This is a genomic window from Methylocystis sp., assembly GCF_050246715.1.
Taxonomy (GTDB): Bacteria; Pseudomonadota; Alphaproteobacteria; order Rhizobiales; family Beijerinckiaceae; genus Methylocystis.
Window position 1 is genome coordinate 14,028 of sequence record NZ_JBFWVN010000020.1, and the last position, 19,047, is coordinate 33,074.

At 61.7% G+C, this 19,047-nt stretch carries 16 protein-coding genes; 11 read left to right on the forward strand and 5 right to left on the reverse strand.

From position 1 onward, the window contains the following. Position 1: 1 nt before the first annotated feature. Positions 2-1,264, forward strand: a complete 1,263-nt coding sequence (locus tag AB7I51_RS08580) for an MFS transporter (RefSeq protein WP_428404676.1) — start codon at positions 2-4, stop codon at positions 1,262-1,264. Between the two features lie 14 nt (positions 1,265-1,278). Next, positions 1,279-2,985: a protein kinase domain-containing protein gene (locus AB7I51_RS08585; RefSeq protein WP_428404677.1), complete on the forward strand. Its 1,707-nt coding sequence runs from the start codon at positions 1,279-1,281 to the stop codon at positions 2,983-2,985. 38 nt (positions 2,986-3,023) lie between these two features. On the opposite strand, the gene AB7I51_RS08590 is transcribed toward AB7I51_RS08585, so the two are convergent. The 3 genes from AB7I51_RS08590 to AB7I51_RS08600 all read right to left on the reverse strand — a co-directional run bounded on the left by AB7I51_RS08590 (position 3,024) and on the right by AB7I51_RS08600 (position 4,904). Beyond that, positions 3,024-3,704, reverse strand: coding sequence for a hypothetical protein (locus tag AB7I51_RS08590; protein ID WP_428404678.1), 681 nt, complete (start codon positions 3,702-3,704; stop codon positions 3,024-3,026). Positions 3,705-3,838: 134 nt separating this feature from the next. Then, entirely contained in the window at positions 3,839-4,498 is a 660-nt protein-coding gene (locus AB7I51_RS08595; protein ID WP_428404679.1) for a hypothetical protein, read from the reverse strand. 148 nt (positions 4,499-4,646) lie between these two features. Then, positions 4,647-4,904: a hypothetical protein gene (locus AB7I51_RS08600; RefSeq protein ID WP_428404680.1), complete on the reverse strand. Its 258-nt coding sequence runs from the start codon at positions 4,902-4,904 to the stop codon at positions 4,647-4,649. A 600-nt stretch (positions 4,905-5,504) separates the two neighbouring features. Here AB7I51_RS08600 and AB7I51_RS08605 point away from each other — a divergent pair. After that, positions 5,505-6,713, forward strand: coding sequence for a PepSY-associated TM helix domain-containing protein (locus tag AB7I51_RS08605; RefSeq protein WP_428404681.1), 1,209 nt, complete (start codon positions 5,505-5,507; stop codon positions 6,711-6,713). A 35-nt stretch (positions 6,714-6,748) separates the two neighbouring features. Here AB7I51_RS08605 and AB7I51_RS08610 read toward each other — a convergent pair whose 3' ends face one another. Both AB7I51_RS08610 and AB7I51_RS08615 read right to left on the reverse strand, forming a co-directional pair. Continuing rightward, positions 6,749-7,315, reverse strand: coding sequence for a hypothetical protein (locus AB7I51_RS08610; protein WP_428404682.1), 567 nt, complete (start codon positions 7,313-7,315; stop codon positions 6,749-6,751). An 81-nt stretch (positions 7,316-7,396) separates the two neighbouring features. Continuing rightward, a complete protein-coding gene (locus AB7I51_RS08615) occupies positions 7,397-7,852 on the reverse strand; it encodes a copper resistance CopC family protein (RefSeq protein ID WP_428404683.1) in 456 nt (151 codons plus the stop codon). A 315-nt stretch (positions 7,853-8,167) separates the two neighbouring features. On the opposite strand from AB7I51_RS08615, the gene AB7I51_RS08620 reads away from it, so the two are divergent. The 8 genes from AB7I51_RS08620 (at position 8,168) to AB7I51_RS08655 (ending at position 19,044) form a co-directional block, all read left to right on the forward strand. Further along, positions 8,168-9,301 (forward strand): HupE/UreJ family protein, encoded by a 1,134-nt coding sequence (locus tag AB7I51_RS08620; RefSeq protein ID WP_428404691.1) that lies wholly within the window; start codon positions 8,168-8,170, stop codon positions 9,299-9,301. Positions 9,302-9,621: 320 nt separating this feature from the next. Beyond that, the gene (locus tag AB7I51_RS08625; protein ID WP_428404684.1) at positions 9,622-11,226 is read left to right on the forward strand and encodes a phosphoenolpyruvate carboxykinase; all 1,605 of its coding nucleotides are present in this window, start codon (positions 9,622-9,624) and stop codon (positions 11,224-11,226) included. A gap of 82 nt (positions 11,227-11,308) precedes the next feature. After that, positions 11,309-12,478, forward strand: a complete 1,170-nt coding sequence (locus AB7I51_RS08630) for an isovaleryl-CoA dehydrogenase (RefSeq protein WP_428404685.1) — start codon at positions 11,309-11,311, stop codon at positions 12,476-12,478. A gap of 15 nt (positions 12,479-12,493) precedes the next feature. After that, positions 12,494-14,101: a carboxyl transferase domain-containing protein gene (locus tag AB7I51_RS08635; RefSeq protein WP_428404686.1), complete on the forward strand. Its 1,608-nt coding sequence runs from the start codon at positions 12,494-12,496 to the stop codon at positions 14,099-14,101. A 10-nt stretch (positions 14,102-14,111) separates the two neighbouring features. Continuing rightward, on the forward strand, positions 14,112-14,900 hold the full coding sequence (locus AB7I51_RS08640) for an enoyl-CoA hydratase-related protein (RefSeq protein ID WP_428404687.1): 789 nt from the start codon (positions 14,112-14,114) through the stop codon (positions 14,898-14,900). A gap of 1 nt (position 14,901) precedes the next feature. Continuing rightward, positions 14,902-16,908: an acetyl/propionyl/methylcrotonyl-CoA carboxylase subunit alpha gene (locus tag AB7I51_RS08645; RefSeq protein WP_428406182.1), complete on the forward strand. Its 2,007-nt coding sequence runs from the start codon at positions 14,902-14,904 to the stop codon at positions 16,906-16,908. After that, a complete protein-coding gene (locus tag AB7I51_RS08650) occupies positions 16,905-17,825 on the forward strand; it encodes a hydroxymethylglutaryl-CoA lyase (protein ID WP_428405228.1) in 921 nt (306 codons plus the stop codon). The genes AB7I51_RS08645 and AB7I51_RS08650 overlap by 4 nt, the downstream gene beginning before the upstream one ends. A gap of 67 nt (positions 17,826-17,892) precedes the next feature. Continuing rightward, positions 17,893-19,044 carry an acyl-CoA dehydrogenase family protein gene (locus tag AB7I51_RS08655; RefSeq protein WP_428405229.1) on the forward strand — a complete coding sequence of 384 codons (1,152 nt, stop codon included), beginning with the start codon at positions 17,893-17,895 and terminating at the stop codon, positions 19,042-19,044. Positions 19,045-19,047: the final 3 nt, after the last annotated feature.

Below are 19,047 nucleotides of genomic sequence, written 5' to 3' on the forward strand. Positions count from 1 at the left end.
TATGAATCTCGCGGACTTTAGGAAGGCTGGCCACTGGCCCACGCTGTTTGCGGCCTTCCTTTATTTTGACATCAGTTTCATGGCCTGGGTCTCGCTCGGTCCGCTGATGATCTACATCACCAAGGACATGCCGATCTCGGTCGAGGACAAAATCTCGCTGGTCGCGATTCCGGTGCTTGGCGGGGCGTTCTTTCGCGTTCCGCTTGGTATTCTCGCCGACGCGATCGGCCCGAAGATGACGGGCATCGTCGCGCAGACCATCGTGATGTTCGCCGTCTCTCTCGTCTGCGTCTTCGGCCTGACGAGTTCGATCGCGATCGCGCTGTTTGGTCTTTCGCTCGGGCTTGCCGGCGCCTCCTTCGCCGTCGCTCTGCCGCAGGCCGGCCGTTGGTATCCGCCGCAATATCAGGGTCTGGTGATGGGCATCGCCGGCGCCGGCAATATGGGCGTGGTGCTCGACACGCTTTTTGCGCCATCGATCGCCGAGGCTTACGGCTGGCGGATGGTCTATGGCGTTCTGCTGGCGTTGATGGTGCTGGTGCTGGTCATTTATTCCGTCGCCGCCAAGGACGCGCCTGGCGCCAAAACGCAGACCGATTTTTCCAGCTATGGCAAAATGCTCGCGGACTCTGACAGCCGCTGGTTCATGTTCTTCTACTTCATCACCTTCGGCGGCTTTGTCGGTCTCGCCTCGGCGCTTCCGCTCTATTTCACGACGCAATATCACGCGACGGGAGTCGCCGCGGGATTGATGGTCGCGCTGATCGTCGCTTTCGGTTCGGGTTTCCGGCCGGTTGGCGGCTACATCGCGGACCGCATCGGCGGGGTGAAGACTTTGTCGTTTCTCTTCGTCATCGTCTCCGCCTGCTATTTCGGCGTCGCCTTCCTTCCGGCCGGACCGGCGCCGGCGAAGGGCGTCGCGGGATGGAGCCTGCTGCAGCTGCCGCCCGTCGCTTTCGCGGCGGTGGCGCTGTTCTCCATCGGCGTGCTGTCTCTCGGCATGGGCAATGGCGCGGTGTTTCAGCTGCTGCCGCAGCGCTTCCGCCGGGAGATCGGCGCGATGACCGGGCTTGTTGGCGCCGCCGGCGGATTCGGCGGCTATTTCCTCGCCAAAACTCTCGCCCTTTCCAAGGGAGCGACCGGCGGCTTCATGGTCGGTTTCGGCTTCTTTGGTTTCCTTGCGCTGCTCGGTCTCGTAGGCTTGATCTTCGTGAAAACGCGCTGGCGCACGACCTGGGGCGCCGTTTCCGGCGCGCGCATCTGAGCTGAGAAACCTGCGTGTCAGTCCGCGTCGTTCATGATTTACAAGTCGAAGCGGGCTTTGCGACGCAAAAGGGCCGGCGGCCTGACAATCAGGACTATGTCGCCCTTTGCTTCGGTCCCTGCGGCGGCGGCGCCTTGCCAGGCGTCGTCGCCGCCGTCGCCGACGGCGTCGGCGGTCACAAAGGCGGACGCGCGGCTGCTGAAACGACAGTGCGCGCCTTCATCGACGGCTATTATGCGCAACCGGAGACTTTGGGCGTCGCGCGCGCCGCCGCCCGCTCGCTGGAAGCGGCGAATGGCTGGATCGCGGCTCAGTCGAGAGTCGACCCTGCTCTCGAAGGAATGGCGACGACATTCAGCGCGCTGATCCTGTCGCGCCGCAGCGCCTTCATCCTACATGTCGGCGACACGCGCATCTATCGACTGGCCGGCGATGGAATCGAAAGATTGACCAAGGATCATACCTTCGGCCAGGGCGATTTCGCGCATGTGCTGCGTCGCGCCGTTGGTTTCGAGGATGCGCTGCTGTTCGATCATGGGCTGCACAGTCTCAATCTCCATGATCGATTTCTGCTGTGTTCGGATGGCGTACACGGCGTCTTGCCTGACGGCAGGCTCAGTGCTCTTCTCGCTGAACGGCGCGCGCCGCAGGAAACTTCCGAGAGGATCGTTGAAGCGGCGCTGGAATTGGGCAGCAACGACAATGTCACGGCGCTTGTCGTCGACGTCGTCGATATGCCGCCTGCCGACGAGCAAGCCTTGTCGCGCGCCTTTGCGGGCCTGCCGATTCGAGAATTGCCGTCGATGGGAGATGTGGTCGACGATTTTCGAATTGACGCGCTTCTGTCGGAAGGTCGTTACAGCCGACTGATGCGGGCGACCGATCTGCAGAACGGAAAATCGGTCGTGCTGAAGTTTCCGCATCCGCGCGTCGCCGACGACGACTCCTACCGAATGGCCTTTGTCAACGAAGCGTGGGTCGCGGCGCGGGTGAGAAGTCCGTTCGTCGGCGAAGTCATTGAACTGCTCCCCGGCCGACAAAGCCGGCTCTATTCGGTCATGCCCTTTTACGATGGAGAGACTCTCGAAGGGCGGCTGCGACGCGAGCCGCGAATCGACCTTGCCGAAGGCGTCTCGATCGCGGCGCGCCTGTCGCGCGCCATCGCAACCCTGCATCGCTCCGGCGTCATCCATCGCGATATCAAGCCGGACAATGTCATCCTGCTGAAGGACGGCGGGCTGCGGCTCGTCGATCTCGGCGTCTGTCGCGCGGAGCATCTTGAGAATTTGCCGGAAGCGCATGCGCCCGGCACGCCGAGCTATATGGCGCCGGAGCTGTTCGACGGCGCCGCCGGCGATGAAGCATCCGATCTATTCGCCTTCGGGGTGACGGTCTATCGCATGTTCAGCCGCGGCTACCCTTACGGCGAAATCGAGCCTTTCAGCAGACCGCGTTTCGCGAAACCCCTGCCGCTCGCCCAAAAGAGGCCCGATCTTCCCGCCTGGCTCGACGCGGCGATCCTTAAAGCGATCGGAGTCGAGCGCCGCGATCGTTTTGGCGACGTATTGGAATTTGCCTTCGAACTCGAGAACGGTTCAGCGCGCGCGCAGCCGCTCACGCCGCGCAAGAAGTCTCTTTACGAACGCAACCCTGTCATTTTCTGGCAGACGCTCTGCGTGTTGCTCGCGCTCTTATTGGCGATCGCCGTGTTCCATCGATAATCGGCGACCTGTTGTGGCCGCCGCTCATCGACGCTCATTCACGGCGTGCGCATAAAGTTGAGTAATGTCGCGCTCAGACTGCCGCCCGTAAAGACGATTGTGGCGCCAAGCGCAAGCAGCGCAACAAGATTCAAAGTCAGATCATTCGCGACCCCGACCAACGCAAGAACGGCGAGCACGATCACGGCCAAGCCCGACAGCGCCTGAACGCCGGCCGAGCCGAAGGCCATTTCGCTCGCGAGAATTTCGCCGCTTGACAGTTTAGCTCCGCCTTTGGCTCTCGACGATTCTTGGCTGAGCGCGCGCAACTGCCACACGGCATTGCTGCTGAGGAGCAAAGCGGACCCAAAGGCGATGGTTGAGATTGGGATCAATACAAAAGGCTCGATGCCCAGCAATGAGAGAACGCCTAAAACAATGCCGGCGACGCCGGCGAGGAAAACGACGGACAGGCTACTGCCGCCAAACGCCTCAACCTGGGAAGCCGTTGCGCCGGCCGGGAAGATGATGCGAGCGTATTCCGACAGCATGGTTCCCGCCAGAATCAGCAGCGCGGCGCCAAAAACGATCGTGTCGATTGCGGCCATCGTCGGCGCGTTCACGCCTGCAAGGCCCACGATGGCGATGACGACAGTGGCTAGACCGCCGATTGCGTCTGCAAGGCCGCCATAGGCCGCAGTTTCGCGATATGCCGATTCTCGACGAGAGGTAAGGGACATGGCATCATCTCCACGCTTGCGGTGTCGCTTCTTGGCGGGACAACGCGCAACTCCAATTAGGGTCGGATTCACTCAGTCAAGCCCGATCAACGCGATTGCGGCGGTCTCGGCGTCGGCGTCGCGCTCATCCGCTGTCAAACCTGATGCATAAAACTGAGAAGGATAGCGTTGAGGCTGCTTCCTTTGAGGATCAGCGCCGAGCCGAGAATGAGCAACGCAACGAGGTTGAATGTAAGGTCGTAGGTCACGCCCAACGTGGCAAGAACGCCAAGGATCATCGCGGTCAATCCTGCAAAGGTCTGAACGCCAAATGAATCTAACGCCAATTGATTGGCGAGCATGTCTCTTGCGCTCGATTCGCCTGTTGCGGCCGCGCGTCTGACGGCGTTGAGATGCCATGCAGAGGCGCTGCTCAAGACGAGTCCCGCCCCGAATATGATTGATGCGATTGGCGTCAGCACGGCCGAGTTCACGTCGAGCAACGCCAGCACGCCGAGCGCAGCGCCGCCGGCGCCGAGCAGAATGACGGCGAAACGGACTGCTGCGGCGGAGTCGATGAACGGGGTCTTCGCGGCGACCTCAACCGAAGCCTGAGTATATTGCGCGAGTAGCGCTCTTCCCTGCACCAAGAGCGCGACGCCGAAAAGGATTGTCGCGATTGCCGCCAGGATCGGCGCATAGAGACCCGCCAACCCGAAGACCGCGAGAAGGACCGTCGCGACGCCGCCGATGTCGTCGATCAAGCCAAAAGCGGCGCGCTCACGATAAGTCGAGCGCTGGATCATTGTCGACATGGGCTGTCTCCCGTCCTTTATGCCAAAGACAGGACTTAAATTAGCGGCGATTTCGGCCCGGCAAGATCGCCGCTATGAACGCCCGAACCTAGACCACGGACCAAATGGCTCGGACCGGAGCGCGCTCCTTTCGTAAAGCTCGTACGGATCAGTCGAGAACCTTCCCGCCCGCCGCTTCGCAGGCGGCGTCGGACTCCATGAAGATCCAGCCCTGGCCCTTGCAGGAATTCATGCCCTTGCAGGCGTTCTTTGGCGAATGACAATCGGCCTTGCCCTTGCAACTGTTGGCGCTCAGGCAATGCACCTTGCCGGTTGAGGCGGCCTTGGCGGGCGCCGCGGCGCCGGCCAGAACGATTGAAACAGCGGCGATCGCCAAGGTTGCTCCCTTGCAGACATCCTTTTTCATTTTTCCTCCACTTCTTTTTGACTCTTCTCAAAGGCTCTCGGAAGCCTTCTCGAGGATGGCGCCCGCAATAGCTGAAGATAATGGCAACTACAGGAGAACTTCGCGGGAGTCGAAGCAATTCGCGGATCACGCGCGATGCAGTTTCCTCGCGGATTTTGCGGCGCGTGCTCGATAAACCCCGAGGCCGGAGCGGAATTCCTTGACAATTTCGGTATGATGCTATCTTATATTTTTCATACTTTGGCGGCGTGACCATCAAGTCGCCGCAAGTTCCGCGCGCCGGCGGGAACGCTGGAAAGCGTTGCGGACCTCCGCCAAACAGGCGCGCGACTTGAGGCCGCAGCTCGCGGGAAGGCGAAATGTGGAGCGGACAAACATGGCTCCTCGCGGTCGCGACCTGGGCAATTATCGCGATTGGCGGAGCCGTGTATTTGCTCATTGAGCGACGGCGAGAGAGGAAGTGACGTCATCGCTAAGCATGCGCCGTCGCCGAACTCCGTGCATCGCTGAGCGCCGCAGCTTCGGTTGACAAGGTCGCCCGAAACCGGTGGGATTGGGTGCGAAGAGGCGCGAACGCGCCGGCGGACTGAAGCTAGCGCGATGGTTGAGAGAACGTTCGAAGCCGGCCCCGAGGGGGCGGCGTCGCCGTCGCGCATCGGCCGGCGACGCGACGTCGCACGCAAAGTCTTTTTGCAGATTCATCGAACCATTGGCCTTTTCGTTGGGGCGGTGTTCGTAATCGTCGGGCTGAGCGGCGCCATTCTCGCGTTTCGCGAAAATATCGACGAAATGCTGAACGCCGCGATCATGCGCGTCGATACGCCGGCAAAGGCCTCTTACCGCTCGCCCGACGAAATTCTCGGCGCCGCTGTTGCGGCGATGCCGGCCGACGGCAAGGCGGAAAGACTGACCATGCCGCGCCAACCGGGATCGGCCGCGGCAATCACCTATATGGTCGAGACGGACGATCTCGAAACTGACGTTTATCAGCTGTTCGTCGACCCCTACACCGCGAAGGTCCTGGGGCGGCGGATTTATCAACATGGCGACAGGACGTTTTCGCAGCCGCTCATCCCGATCATCATGACCTTTCATTGGACGCTGCTGCTTGGAGTCAACAACGCCTATGTGCTGGGCTCGCTCGCCATACTCGTATTCATTTCCATCCTGATCGGACTTTATCTGTGGTTCCCGCTCACTGGCGACTGGCGACTGGGCTTGAAAATCAAATGGGGCGCCAGCGCCGAACGGCTCGTCTTCGACGTGCACCGGAGCGTCGGCATATATTGCGCCGCTATTTTGCTGGTCACGCTGTTCACCGGCGCCGCGATGATCTTCAAGCCGGCGACGCGGTCGGCGACGGCTTTGTTTTCTCCCGTGCGTCCAGATCCTGAATTCGGGAAATCGACGCCGCTTCCAGGCCAGTCGCCGATCGGCGTAAATGCGGCTGTTGCCGCCGCCGACAAAATCTTTCCAGACGGAAGGCTCCACTGGATTCTTCTGCCCAGCGCGCCAAGCGGCGTTTATGTCGTGGGCAAGCAATCGGACGATGAACCGAACCAAACCAAAACAAACCGAAATGTCGGCGTCGATCAGTACAGCGGCAAAATTCTCCATGTCCAAGATCGCAATGGCTTCACCGCCGGCGAGACATTTCTCGAATGGCTTTTCCCGCTGCATTCGGGCGAAGCTTTCGGCGCGATGGGACGTTCGATCGTTTTATTTGTCGGGCTGACGCCGCTGGCGCTTTACGTCACAGGCTTTTTAAGGTGGCGACAAAGGCGCCGCGCGCGACGGCGCGCGAAATAGCGAGAAATCGCGCCTGTTCGCTTTGCGCGTCTTGCTCATTGCCCGACCAAGATCGGCATCTCGATCGTGTCCTCGGCGTTTTTCGCCTCGCCGAAAGTAAGCTTGAGCAAATATTTTCCTTTGTGCGCGACGGTCGATTCCAAAGTGATAAAGCCGCCTGAGCTCGGCCGGGCCGGCATGGCGCTGATCTGTTTGAGGCCGCCGTCGGATTCAACCTGATAAAAAGACAGCGCGACGGATTCGTTTCTCGCTTCCTTTTCCATGAGCGTGACGGAAAAAATCACCTTTCCCGTTCCCGGCACACGATCGCAATATTCGTCATATTTGCTCAGATCGTCGGTCGCGCCGCCGGCGCTCTCTTCGGAATCCGGCAGGAAATAGGTCGTGAGGTGCACCGAGTAGAAATCGCTGACGCCAAGACATTCCGCAATCGTGCGGTCGCCGGCCTTCTCCGCCGGTTTCAGCGTATGCGCCTTCCAAAAGTCGGCGACATATTGATTGAGCGCCGGAAGCCATAGGCGATAAGAAAACGCCGCGCCGTTGACGCCGATGAGCAGAACGATGCCCGCGAATACCAGTAAGTTCAGACGTCCCGGACTCATCGCCTGCGCTTCCCTATTCTTATGCCGAAGAGCAATTTTCGCATTGTTCTTTTGACCGCCCATCGCCCGCCGTCGCGAGCCTCAAGGGCGCACCTCGAATTCCCACGCGCCGCTGACGAGATGGCCGTCTGCGGATAGCGCCCGATAGCGAACGGTATATTTGCCGGGAGTCAAGCGATTGACGCTTACCGAGACATGGCTCGGATCGGCGCTGTCGATCGCCGCGTCGCGCTTGTCGACTCTTTCGCCCGCGGCGCTCACGACCGCCAGGGCGGCGAAGGCGTCGCGAATGCCGGCGTCATACCACACGTCCACCTTTCCGATATCCTCGGCGCCGACGCCGCCTTGCGCCGGGGAGGTGCGGACGACGATGGCGTGCGCCAGCATCATCGCCGGCTGCGAAGATTCTCGAGGCGGGCGAAAGGGACCGGTGAGTTCAATCGCCGGAGCGGCGCCGAGTTGCTGATCGCGCCTGGTTGGCGAGATATCCGAGTCAGTTTTGCTCGCCGCCGCGCTTGCGGACATCGCTGCGGTCAAGAGGAACGCCCCGACGAATGATGGAATGCGCGACCGCCGACTGGCGAAAATCCAAAATCCTGCGTATGCGCTCGTCCTCATCCAGCGAAGTCCAATAGCCATTGCCGGCCGGCTCGCGAGCAAAGAGTATGTTGGGGCTGCGCGACCGGCATTTTATATTGTCATAGACCCGACCGGCGACGCCATCCGGACGACGCGCTATGGATTGCGATGCGCGACCGGCCGACTTGAGCTTGTCCCTCTCTCCGGGTATGCAACTTTTAAATAAAGTGCATACGCCGCGGGCTCGCGGCGCGTCAAGGGAGCGCCCCAATGATGTGGTCGCCAATTCGTGCGCTGACGGCGGTTTTGGCGTTTATCGCGACTGCGTCGGCGGCCCACGCCCATACGGCGGATATTTCCAGCAGCCGCATCGTGCCGGAAGGGCAGGGACATTATCGCGTCGAGGTGGGCTTTCTGGGGACCGACATCGAGCGCATGTTCGCCGAGAACAAGCCGAAGAGCGACGTCGATCTGACCGAGCCGGGCGTCATCGAAGGGATGATCGGCAAGTTCATTCAGCAACGAGTCGATCTGCAGAATGCGGAGGGTCAAACCTGTCCGAGCGCGGTCGTTTCGGTCGGCGAAGACCCCACAAATCCTTATGACTCGAAAGTCGTGCTGCAAATGGATTGCAGCGCCGTTCAGGGGCAGATCTATTACAACCCCGCGAGACTTCTCGAAGCGCAGGGGCCACGGGCGAAACATCTCGTCAGCATCGGCGAGAAGCGCGACGAATCCAATCTGACCGAGGCGCAGCGCATGGGCCGGGAGCCGGCGCCCGGACAGGTCATGATCTATCCCGGCGATCCGATGATCGATCTTTCCAAGCCGCTGCTGACGCCCTGGCAGCTCGCGCCGAAATTCTTCTCGGCCGGCGTCGAGCATATCATGACCGGCTATGATCATTTGTGCTTCCTGATCGCCGTGATGCTGTGGGCGACGCGCATCTGGCCGGTCGTCAAGATCGTGACGGCTTTCACGGTGTCGCATTCGGTGACGCTGTCGCTCGCGGCGCTGGAACTCGTCAATCTGCCGAGCCATTGGGTGGAGATCGCGATCGCGCTCACGATCATCTATGTCGCGGTCGAGAATTTCTTTTCGCGAAGGGTCGACGGGCGCTGGCATGATACTTTCGCCTTCGGCTTTATCCATGGCTTCGGCTTCGCAAGCGGCCTCATCGAACTCGGCGTGCCCCAGCGCGCCATCGTGCCGGCTTTGGCGAGCTTCAATATCGGCGTCGAGGTCGGTCAGATTGGCGTCGTGCTGATCGTCCTCCCCTTGCTGCTCTTGGCCGACAAGATGTTCAGCCATGGGCGGCGCAGTCCGCTGCTGGTCAAGCTCTGCTCGGCGATCATCGCCTGCTTCGGCGTCTACTGGTTATTTGTGCGCGTTTCCGAGCTGGGTTAGCCGGCGCTCGTGCGCGGTCAGGCATAAGCGCGGCGGCGCTCCTTTAAACTCGACTGCTTCAAACTTCAGCGCCGGCGCCGCGCCTTCGTGGATTTTTATCGAAAACCTGATTCGCGGCTAGCTTAGGCGTCGCTTTGATCGCCTATGTCGTTCGCTTGCTGTGCAGGATCGTGTTCACGCCGCCTTAACTCTACGTCCTGGCGCGTCCCACTGCGCCTTGAATCGAGTCATCCACGCTTTATTTCTTGAAAGCGCTTGCGCTTATCCGGCGCTTATATGCGATTCATCTTGCATTCAGCGGCCGGCGAGGAAAATTCAGCATGGCGAACGCGGCGATGTGGCGGGCGGATGACGTCGGGATTTCAGCTTTTGACGACCTGGACCTTTCCGCTCGGGCGCGTCGCAATTGCGAGGAGAGGGAGCTTTACGACGAAGCCCTACGGCGCGGCGAGGGACTTGCGGCTTCGACTGGCGGGCTTGTGGTTGAAACGGGCCTTCACACGGGCCGTTCGCCGAAGGACAAATTCATCGTTTGCGACGCGCTGACCGACCAGACCATCTGGTGGGACAACAATCAGCCGATAACGCCCGCGCAATTCGATCGGCTTTACGACGACATGGCCGCGCATGCGCGTCGGATGAGCCTCTTCGCTCAGGACCTTCACGCCTGCGCGACCCCGACGCATCAGCTCAACATTCGCGTTTTCACCGAATTTGCCTGGCACGCGCTCTTTGCGCGGCATCTCTTCGTTCCGGCCGACGGCGCCTCCCAAAGCTTCGAACCGGAATTGACGGTACTGGATCTCCCGTCATTTCAGGCGGACCCCTCGCGCCACGGCTGTCGTTCCGGCACGGTGATCGCGATCGATTTTTCAAGAGGCGTCGTCTTGATCGGCGGCACGCAATACGCCGGCGAGATCAAGAAATCGATCTTCACCTATCTTAATTATGTTCTGCCTGCGAAAGGCGTGCTGCCGATGCACTGCGCCGTCAATGACGGCGACGACGGGTCGGCGGTGTTCTTCGGGCTCTCCGGGACCGGCAAGACGACTCTGTCCGCCGATCCGGCGCGCAGCCTGATCGGCGACGACGAGCATGGATGGGACGAAAGCGGCCTCTTCAATTTTGAAGGCGGCTGTTACGCCAAGGCGATTCGCCTGTCGCAGCACTCCGAGCCCGATATTTTTGCGGCGTCGCATCGACGCGGCGCGATCCTCGAAAATGTCTCGTACGATCCGTGCGCCGGCGGGTTCGATTTCGACGACGATTCGAAAACCGAAAATACGCGGATCGCCTATCCGCTCGGCTATATTCCCAATGCTTCGGCCACTCGCCGCGCTGGCCATCCGCGCAATATCGTGATGCTGACCTGCGACGCCTTTGGCGTCCTGCCGCCGATCGCCCGATTGACCCCCGCGCAGGCCATGTACCATTTTCTCTCGGGCTATACCGCCAAAGTCGCGGGGACGGAGCGCGGCGTCAAGGAGCCACAAGCGACCTTCTCCGCCTGCTTCGGGGCGCCCTTCATGCCGCGTCGGCCGACCGAATACGCCGACCTGCTGCGGGACTTCATTTTGACCAGCCAAGCGAACTGCTGGCTGGTCAATACCGGCTGGTCCGGCGGTCCTTACGGCGTCGGGCGCCGGATGCCGATCGCGGCGACCCGCGCGCTGCTGCAGGGCGCGCTGGACGGCTCCCTCGCGCAAGGCGACTTCCGGACTGATCAGTCATTTGGTTTGAGCGTGCCGGCGTCTGCGGCGGGCGTTGATAAGAAAATGCTCGATCCGGTCCAGACCTGGTCGTCGCGCGAGGATTTTAACCAGATGGCGGAACGGCTCGTCCGCATGTTCGAGACGAATTTCGGCACGCTCGCCCTCTCGGTCGATCAGCAGGTGCTTGACGCCCAGCCCGGCCGCACCCGGTAATCGACTCAGCCCTGCCGCAGCTTGAAACTTCGTCGGCGCGAGAAAATATAGGCTCTATCCCCGTGCGCCATCGGAGATGCGCATGCGCCACTGGACGCCTACCTTCGACTTCGATCTCGGCGACGTCGCCGATCGCGTGCGTAGCGCGACTGAAGCCTTCGCGACTGCGGAAATTGCGCCGCTGGCCCAGCAGATCGATGCGCAAAACGCCTTCCCTTCGGACCTTTGGCCCAAGCTCGGCGCGCTCGGCGCGCTGGGACTGACCGTTCACGAGCGCTACGGCGGGTCGGGAATGGGCTATCTCGAACATGTCCTCGCCATGGAGGAAATCAGCCGCGCTTCGGCTTCGGTGGGCTTGTCCTACGGGGCGCATTCCAATCTTTGCGTCAACCAAATTCACCGCAACGGCTCCGAAGAACAGAAGCAGCGCTATCTGCCGAACCTTGTCGCTGGCCATCACGTCGGGGCTCTGGCGATGTCGGAGCCCGGCGCTGGGTCCGACGTCACCGACATGAGGCTCAGCGCGATCAAGCGCGGCGATCGTTACCTACTCAACGGCAGCAAAATGTGGGTGACCAATGGTCCCGACGCCGATGTCGTGATCGTCTACGCCAAGACGGACCCTGGCGCAGGGCCACATGGCATCACCGCCTTTATCGTCGAGCGGGGATTCCGAGGCTTTTCTTCTGGCGCCAAGCTCGACAAGCTCGGCATGCGCGGCTCCAACACCTGCGAACTCCTGTTCGAGGATTGCGAGGTTCCGGAAGAAAACGTGCTGGGGCTGCCCGAACGCGGCGTGAATGTGCTGATGAGCGGCCTGGATTACGAGCGCGCGGTGCTTGCCGGCGGACCTCTGGGAATCATGCAGGCCTGTATGGATGTCGTGCTGCCCTATGTGCATGAACGCAAGCAGTTCGGTCACCCGATCGGCGAGTTCGAGCTGATGCAGGGCAAGCTCGCCGACATGTATACCGCGGTCATGGCGACACGCGCCTATGTATATGCCGTCGCCAAGGCGTGCGATCGCGGCCGCGTGGCGCGAAAGGACGCCGCGAGCGCAATATTATTCGCGGCCGAGCGCGCGACATGGATGACGCTGGAAGCGATTCAATGCCTCGGCGGCAACGGCTATATGAATGACTATCCGACCGGCCGATTGCTGCGCGACGCCAAGCTTTACGAGATTGGCGCCGGAACAAGCGAAATCCGGCGCATGTTGATCGGGCGCGAACTCTTTCAGGAGACGGCCTGACCTTGGATTGAGCACATGCCCCGTCTCGACAGCCTTGTGAATTCGAAGGACGCGGAATACGCGAAGAATTACCAATTCATGGCCGAGCGGGTCGCGGAGCTGAAGCGGATTGCCGGGGAGATTCGGCTCGGCGGCGACGAGGCGGCGCGCAAGCGCCATCTCGCGCGCGGGAAAATGCTGGCGCGTCAGCGCATCGACGCACTCATTGATCCTCTGTCGCCCTTTCTCGAAATCGCGCCCTTCGCCGCGCATGGCATGTATGACGGGCGTGTCGCGGCGGCTGGGGTCGTCGCCGGCATTGGACGGGTGCGCGGGCGCGAATGCATGATCGTGGCCAATGACGCCACGGTCAAAGGCGGCGTCTACTTTCCCTTAACCGTCAAGAAACATCTGCGCGCCCAGGAGATCGCGGCCCAAAACGATTTGCCCTGCCTCTATCTTGTCGACTCCGGCGGCGCCAATCTGACGAGCCAGGAGGAGGTTTTTCCCGACCGGGATCATTTCGGCCGCATTTTCTTTAATCAGGCGACGATGTCCGCGCGGGGCATTGCGCAGATCGCGATCGTCATGGGTTCGTGCACGGCCGGCGGCGCCTATGTGCCGGCGATGTGCGACGAAGCCATCATCGTCCGCAATCAAGGCGCGATCTTTCTGGCGGGGCCGCCGCTCGTCAAGGCGGCGACCGGCGAGGTCGTGAGCGCCGAGGAGCTCGGCGGCGCAGAGGTGCATTGCCGACGTTCGGGCGTCGCCGATCATTGTGCTGAGAATGACGCGCATGCCTTGGAGATCGCGCGGGACATCGTCGGCAATCTCGGCCCTGCGGGGACCGTGAAGGTTGCGGTGAGGCAGCCTGCGGAGCCTTATTACGACCCAGCCGAAATCTACGGCCTGCTGCCGCAGGACCCGCGAAAGCAGTTCGACATCCGCGAAGTGATCGCGCGCCTCGTCGACGCCAGCGAATTCGACGAATTCCGCAAGCTCTATGGCGCGTCGCTGGTGACGGGTTTCGCGCATATCCATGGCTATCCGGTCGGGATCGTCGCCAATAATGGCGTGTTGTTTCCCGAGAGCGCGCAAAAAGGTGCGCATTTCGTCGAACTATGCGCGCGGCGCAAAACGCCGCTGCTCTTCCTGCACAATACCACCGGCTTCATCGTCGGCGCGAAATATGAAAGCGCGGGGGTCGCCAAGGAAGGCGCGAAAATGGTGACGGCGGTGGCGACGGCAGCGGTTCCGAAGCTCTCGATCATCGTCGGCGGCAGCTTTGGCGCCGGCAATTACGCGATGTGCGGACGCGCTTATTCACCGCGATTCCTGTGGATGTGGCCCGGCGCGCGCATCGGCGTCATGGGCGGCGAGCAGGCGGCGAGCGTGCTGACCCGCGTCAAGCGGGAAGCCATGGAGAAACGCAAGAAGGAATTTTCGGCGGCCGAGGAAGAAGAATTCGCCCGCCCCATCCGCGAACAATATGAGCGCCAAAGCCTGCCGCTCTATTCGAGCGCGCGGCTTTGGGACGATGGCGTCATCGATCCGCTCGACACGAGACGAACCATCGCTCTCGCCCTATCTTTCGCGCTGAAGGCGCCGATCGAGGAGACGCGCTTCGGCCTGTTTCGTATGTGAGCGAACTTTCATGACCGCTTTGCTGCAATCGATCGACACGAAAGGCGTAGCGACTTTGACGCTCAATCGGCCCGAGAAGCGCAACGCGCTCGATCCGGAGCTCATCGGCCTGCTCAAGGACGCCGCCGAAACATTGGACGCGCGCGCCGACATTCGGATCATTACGCTCGAAGGCGCCGGAGACTATTTTTGCGCCGGCGGCGATATCGGCGCGATGATCAGCGTCGCGCAAGCTTCGTCCAACGCCAATGAACAGGACGCTTTGGCGCTCGCGCGAATGCTGCATGCTCTGGATACGACGTCAAAACCCACGATCGCTCTGGCCAAGGGCGTCGTGGTCGGCGGGGGCGTCGGTCTGCTGGCGTGCTGTGATATCGTCATCGCCGCTGATGACGCGTCTTTCTCGCTCAGCGAGGTCCGGCTCGGATTGCTTCCGGCGATCGTCTCGCCCTTTCTCATCCGTGCGATCGGCCTGCGGCAGCTGCGTCGATATGCGTTGACGGCAGAGCGGTTCTCGGCCGCCGAGGCGCAAAGGCTGGGTCTCGTTCATCGCGTGACGCCAAGGTTGGAGCTCGGCCTGGCGCATGAAACCATCGTCGCCGATTTGCTGCGCGGCGCGCCTGACGCGCAGGCGGATGTGAAGAGCTTCTTTGCGGCATGCGACGGTCACGGCGTCGAGGCGGAGCTGTTGCGCGAGGCCGCACATCGTCTCGCCGCGCGACGATCGAGCGCCGAGGCGCAGGAAGGCCTTTCCGCATTTCTCGAAAAACGCCAGCCAAACTGGATCGCGGTCGATTGAGATGATGCGCAAGCTCCTCATCGCGAACCGCGGCGAGATCGCTTGCCGGATCATGCGGACGGCAAAGAGGCTGGGCGTCGCGACAGTCGCCGTTTATTCGCAAGTGGACGCGCATGCGCTGCATGTCGAACTGGCCGACGAAGCCTATCTCCTCGGACCTGCCCCGGCGCTCGACAGCTATCTGTCGATCGAGAAGATCATCGATGTCGCGAAGCGTTCCGGATCCGACGCGATACATCCCGGCTACGGCTTTCTTTCCGAGAACGCGGATTTCGCAGAAAGCTGCGCGGCGAATGGATTGATTTTCGTTGGTCCTCCGCCACGCGCGATGCGGCTGCTCGGCTCAAAGAGCGCCGCCAAGGCGGCGATGGCTGAGGCGGGAGCGCCTGTAGCGCCTGGTTCAAGCGGCGGCGATGACGCCGAACTTGCCGAAGCCGCGCGCGCCCTCGGCTTTCCGCTGCTCGTCAAGGCGTCGGCCGGCGGCGGCGGCAGGGGCATGCGCATCGTTCAATCGCCCGATGAATTGTCGTCGGCGCTCGAAAGCGCCCGGCGCGAAGCGCGCGCCGCCTTTGGCGACGATACGCTGTTCATTGAAAAATACTTCTCCGGCTATAAGCACGTCGAAATCCAAATCTTCGCCGACTCGCACGGCGACGTGATATCCTTTCATGAGCGTGACTGCTCGTTGCAGCGCCGGCGCCAAAAGATCATCGAAGAGACGCCGGCGCCAGGACTGTCGTCGTCGTTGCGCCAGAAGATGAGCGAGGCGGCGGTCCGGGTGGCGCGCGCGGCGGGCTATGTCGGCGCCGGCACGGTCGAATTTCTGGTTGGCGACGACCATTTCTATTTTCTCGAAATGAACACGCGGCTGCAGGTCGAACATCCGGTGACGGAAATGGTTTCGAACCAGGATCTCGTCGAATGGCAGCTGCGCGTCGCTTGCGGTGCGCCGCTCCCATTGACTCAAAATGATCTGAAGTTAAGCGGTTGCGCGATCGAGGCGCGACTCTGCGCCGAAGACCCCGCGCGCGGATTCATTCCCTCGGCCGGCGAACTCATCCACTTTCGGGCGCCGCAGCGCGCGGCGTTCCTGCGCATCGACTCGGGCGTTCGCGCCGGGGATCTCGTCACGCCTTATTACGACTCGCTGCTGGCGAAGCTGATCGTCTATGGCGAGAACCGCGCTCAGGCGCTGGCGCGCCTGCAGGCGGCGCTCGAAGAGGTCGAGATCGTCGGAGTCTCGACCAATCTCGATCTGCTGAGGGCGATTTCCAAGAGCGATGCGATGGCGAGAGGCGATTACGACACCGAGTTCGTCACGAACACTATTGACGCGCTGACTGCCCCTGCTGAAACGGACTTGGATCTGGATCGCGTCCTTGTTGCGGCGGCGGCGTCAGTTTTCCTGGCCGACGTTCGGCGCGCCGCGCGAGAAGCGAGCACGGCGGCCGGCGATGAATGGTCGCCGTGGGCCGAAACTTACGCATGGCGGCTCTATGACCGCGCCGGCTATGAATTCGCCGTTACGCAGGCGAATCGAAAGCTAACTGCGCAAATCCTGCGCCCGCAGCACGGCGGCTTTTCTTTGAATTTTGGCGGGGTCGAGACGCCGGTAAACGTTCAGAAGATGGGAGATCGCCTCCTTCTGCTTGTCAACGGGGTGAAGCACGAGGTCGGAACCGTTGACGTTGATGACGGCCTGGTCATCATTCTGCGTGGCAGGAATAATGTCTTGAATTGGCTGCAAGCAGCGACATCCGCTCAGAGCCAAGGTCCGTCCGACGAACGTGTGCTTGCGCCGATGCCGGCGACGGTCACCCGCGTCGCGGTGAAACAGGGCGATGCGGTCAGCAAGGGCGAGACGCTCGTTGTTCTGGAGGCGATGAAAATGGAGATCGCCATGGCTGCGCCGCATGAAGGCATAGTCAAGAGCGTCGCCTACGCAGCGGGCGACATGGCGAAGGAAGGCGCTGAACTCGTTACGCTCATGCGAAGGGAAGGCGCATGAGCCTTTCCTCCCGCGTCAGCATCGTTGAAGTCGGCCCGCGCGATGGTCTGCAGAACGAGAAAGTGACGCTATCACCGCGAGTCCGCGCCGAACTCATCAATCGTCTTGGGGCAGCGGGACTGACGCGCATCGAAGCCGGCAGCTTCGTCTCGCCGACAGCCGTGCCGCAAATGGCGCATACGGACGAAACGCTCGCGCTGGTCTTAAAAAAAGATCTGCGGCTCGCCGTGCTCGTCCCAAACCTTCGCGGACTCTCCGACGCCCTCTCGGCCGGAGCGAAGGAGATCGCCGTATTCGCCGCAGCTTCCGAGACCTTCTCCAAGCGCAATATCAACTGTTCGATTGAGGAAAGTCTCGAACGATACGCCAAAGTTGTCGCAGAGGCGCGGCGACACGACGTTTTGGCGCGCGGCTATGTCTCCTGCGTCTTGGGCTGTCCTTACGAAGGAGTAGTTGATGGCGTCGCGGTCGCGTCGGTCGCCAGCGCGCTCCTGGAGATGGGATGTTTCGAGGTGTCGCTCGGCGATACGATCGGGGTCGGCGCGCCGCTGCAAGCCCGCCGGCTGGTCGAACGCGTGGCGCGGGTCGCGCCGCTCGACAGGATCGCGGTGCATTTTCATGACACTTATGGACAGGCGCTCGCCAATATTTTCGCCTGCCTTGAGGTCGGGGTCGAGGTCGTCGATAGTTCGGTCGCCGGCCTCGGCGGCTGTCCCTTCGCGCCCGGCGCCGCGGGAAATGTCGCGACCGAGGACGTCGTCTATATGCTGCAGCGGATGGATATTGAGACCGGCGTATCGCTCGAGCGACTCTTGGCGGCGGGGACCTTCGCCTGTGCGCAGCTCGATCATGCGCCGGCGAGCCGCGTCGCGCAGGCCTATGGCGCAAAATGCAATCAACCGGCCGACCGATGGTGAGCGCCAACGCCTTGTCAAAAGGCCGCGCCGCGACAGATTTACCTCAACCATTGCGGTGAATGGCGACATGTCATCCTATTCTGAATTGAGCGCCGAGCAGGAGGCCATCCGCGAGATGGCGCGAAATTTTGCACGCGACCGCCTCGCGCCTTTTGCGCTTGATTGGGATCGCGAGCATGTTTTCCCTGTAGACGCGCTGCGCGACGCTGCCGCGCTGGGCATGGCGGCGATCAATGTGCGGGAGGCTTCGGGCGGCGCCGGATTGACGCGTTTCGACGGCGTGCTGATCTTCGAGGCGCTCGCGATGGGCTGTCCGACGATTGCCGCCTATCTTTCGATTCACAACATGTGCGCGAGTCTGATCGACGCTTTCGGAAGCGAGCGCCAGATCGACAAATGGCTGCCGAAGCTCGTGACGATGGAAGTTCTATCGAGCTACTGCCTGACGGAGCCTGGGAGCGGATCGGACGCGGCGGCGCTGCGCGCCTATGCGACGCAGAGCGGCGATGACTATGTCTTGAATGGCGCGAAACAGTTCATTTCCGGCGCCGGCGCGGGCGGCGACGATCATCTTTACGTCGTCATGGCGCGGACCGGCGAACCGGGCCCGAAAGGCATATCGGCCTTCATCGTCGAAGGCGGAACGCCGGGTTTGAGCTTCGGCGCGCTTGAGCGGAAAATGGGATGGAACGCCCAGCCGACGCGCGCCGTGATCTTCGACGACTGCCATGTGCCCGCAAAAAATCTGATCGGGGAGGAGGGCGACGGGTTCAAGATCGCGATGGCGGCGCTAGATGGCGGGCGGCTGAACATCGCCGCCTGCTCGCTCGGCGGCGCGCAATCGGCCTTCGATCATGCTTTGCGCTATATGAGCGTGCGCAAGGCGTTCGGACAGGCGCTCGACCAATTCCAGGCGTTGCAGTTTCGGCTCGCGGACATGGCCACACAGCTTGAAGTTTCGCGCACCTTTCTTTGGCGCGCGGCGCTGGCGCTCGACGCAAAGGCCCCAGGCGCCACGACGCTCTGCGCGATGGCGAAGCGCGTCGTCACCGACGCCGGTTTTAACGTCGCCAATGAAGCGCTGCAGTTGCATGGCGGCTATGGCTACCTCAGCGAATATGGAGTCGAGAAAATCGTTCGCGATCTGCGCGTCCATCAGATTCTCGAAGGAACGAATGAAATCATGCGCGTCATCATCGCGCGCGCGCTGTTGAAGTAGCCT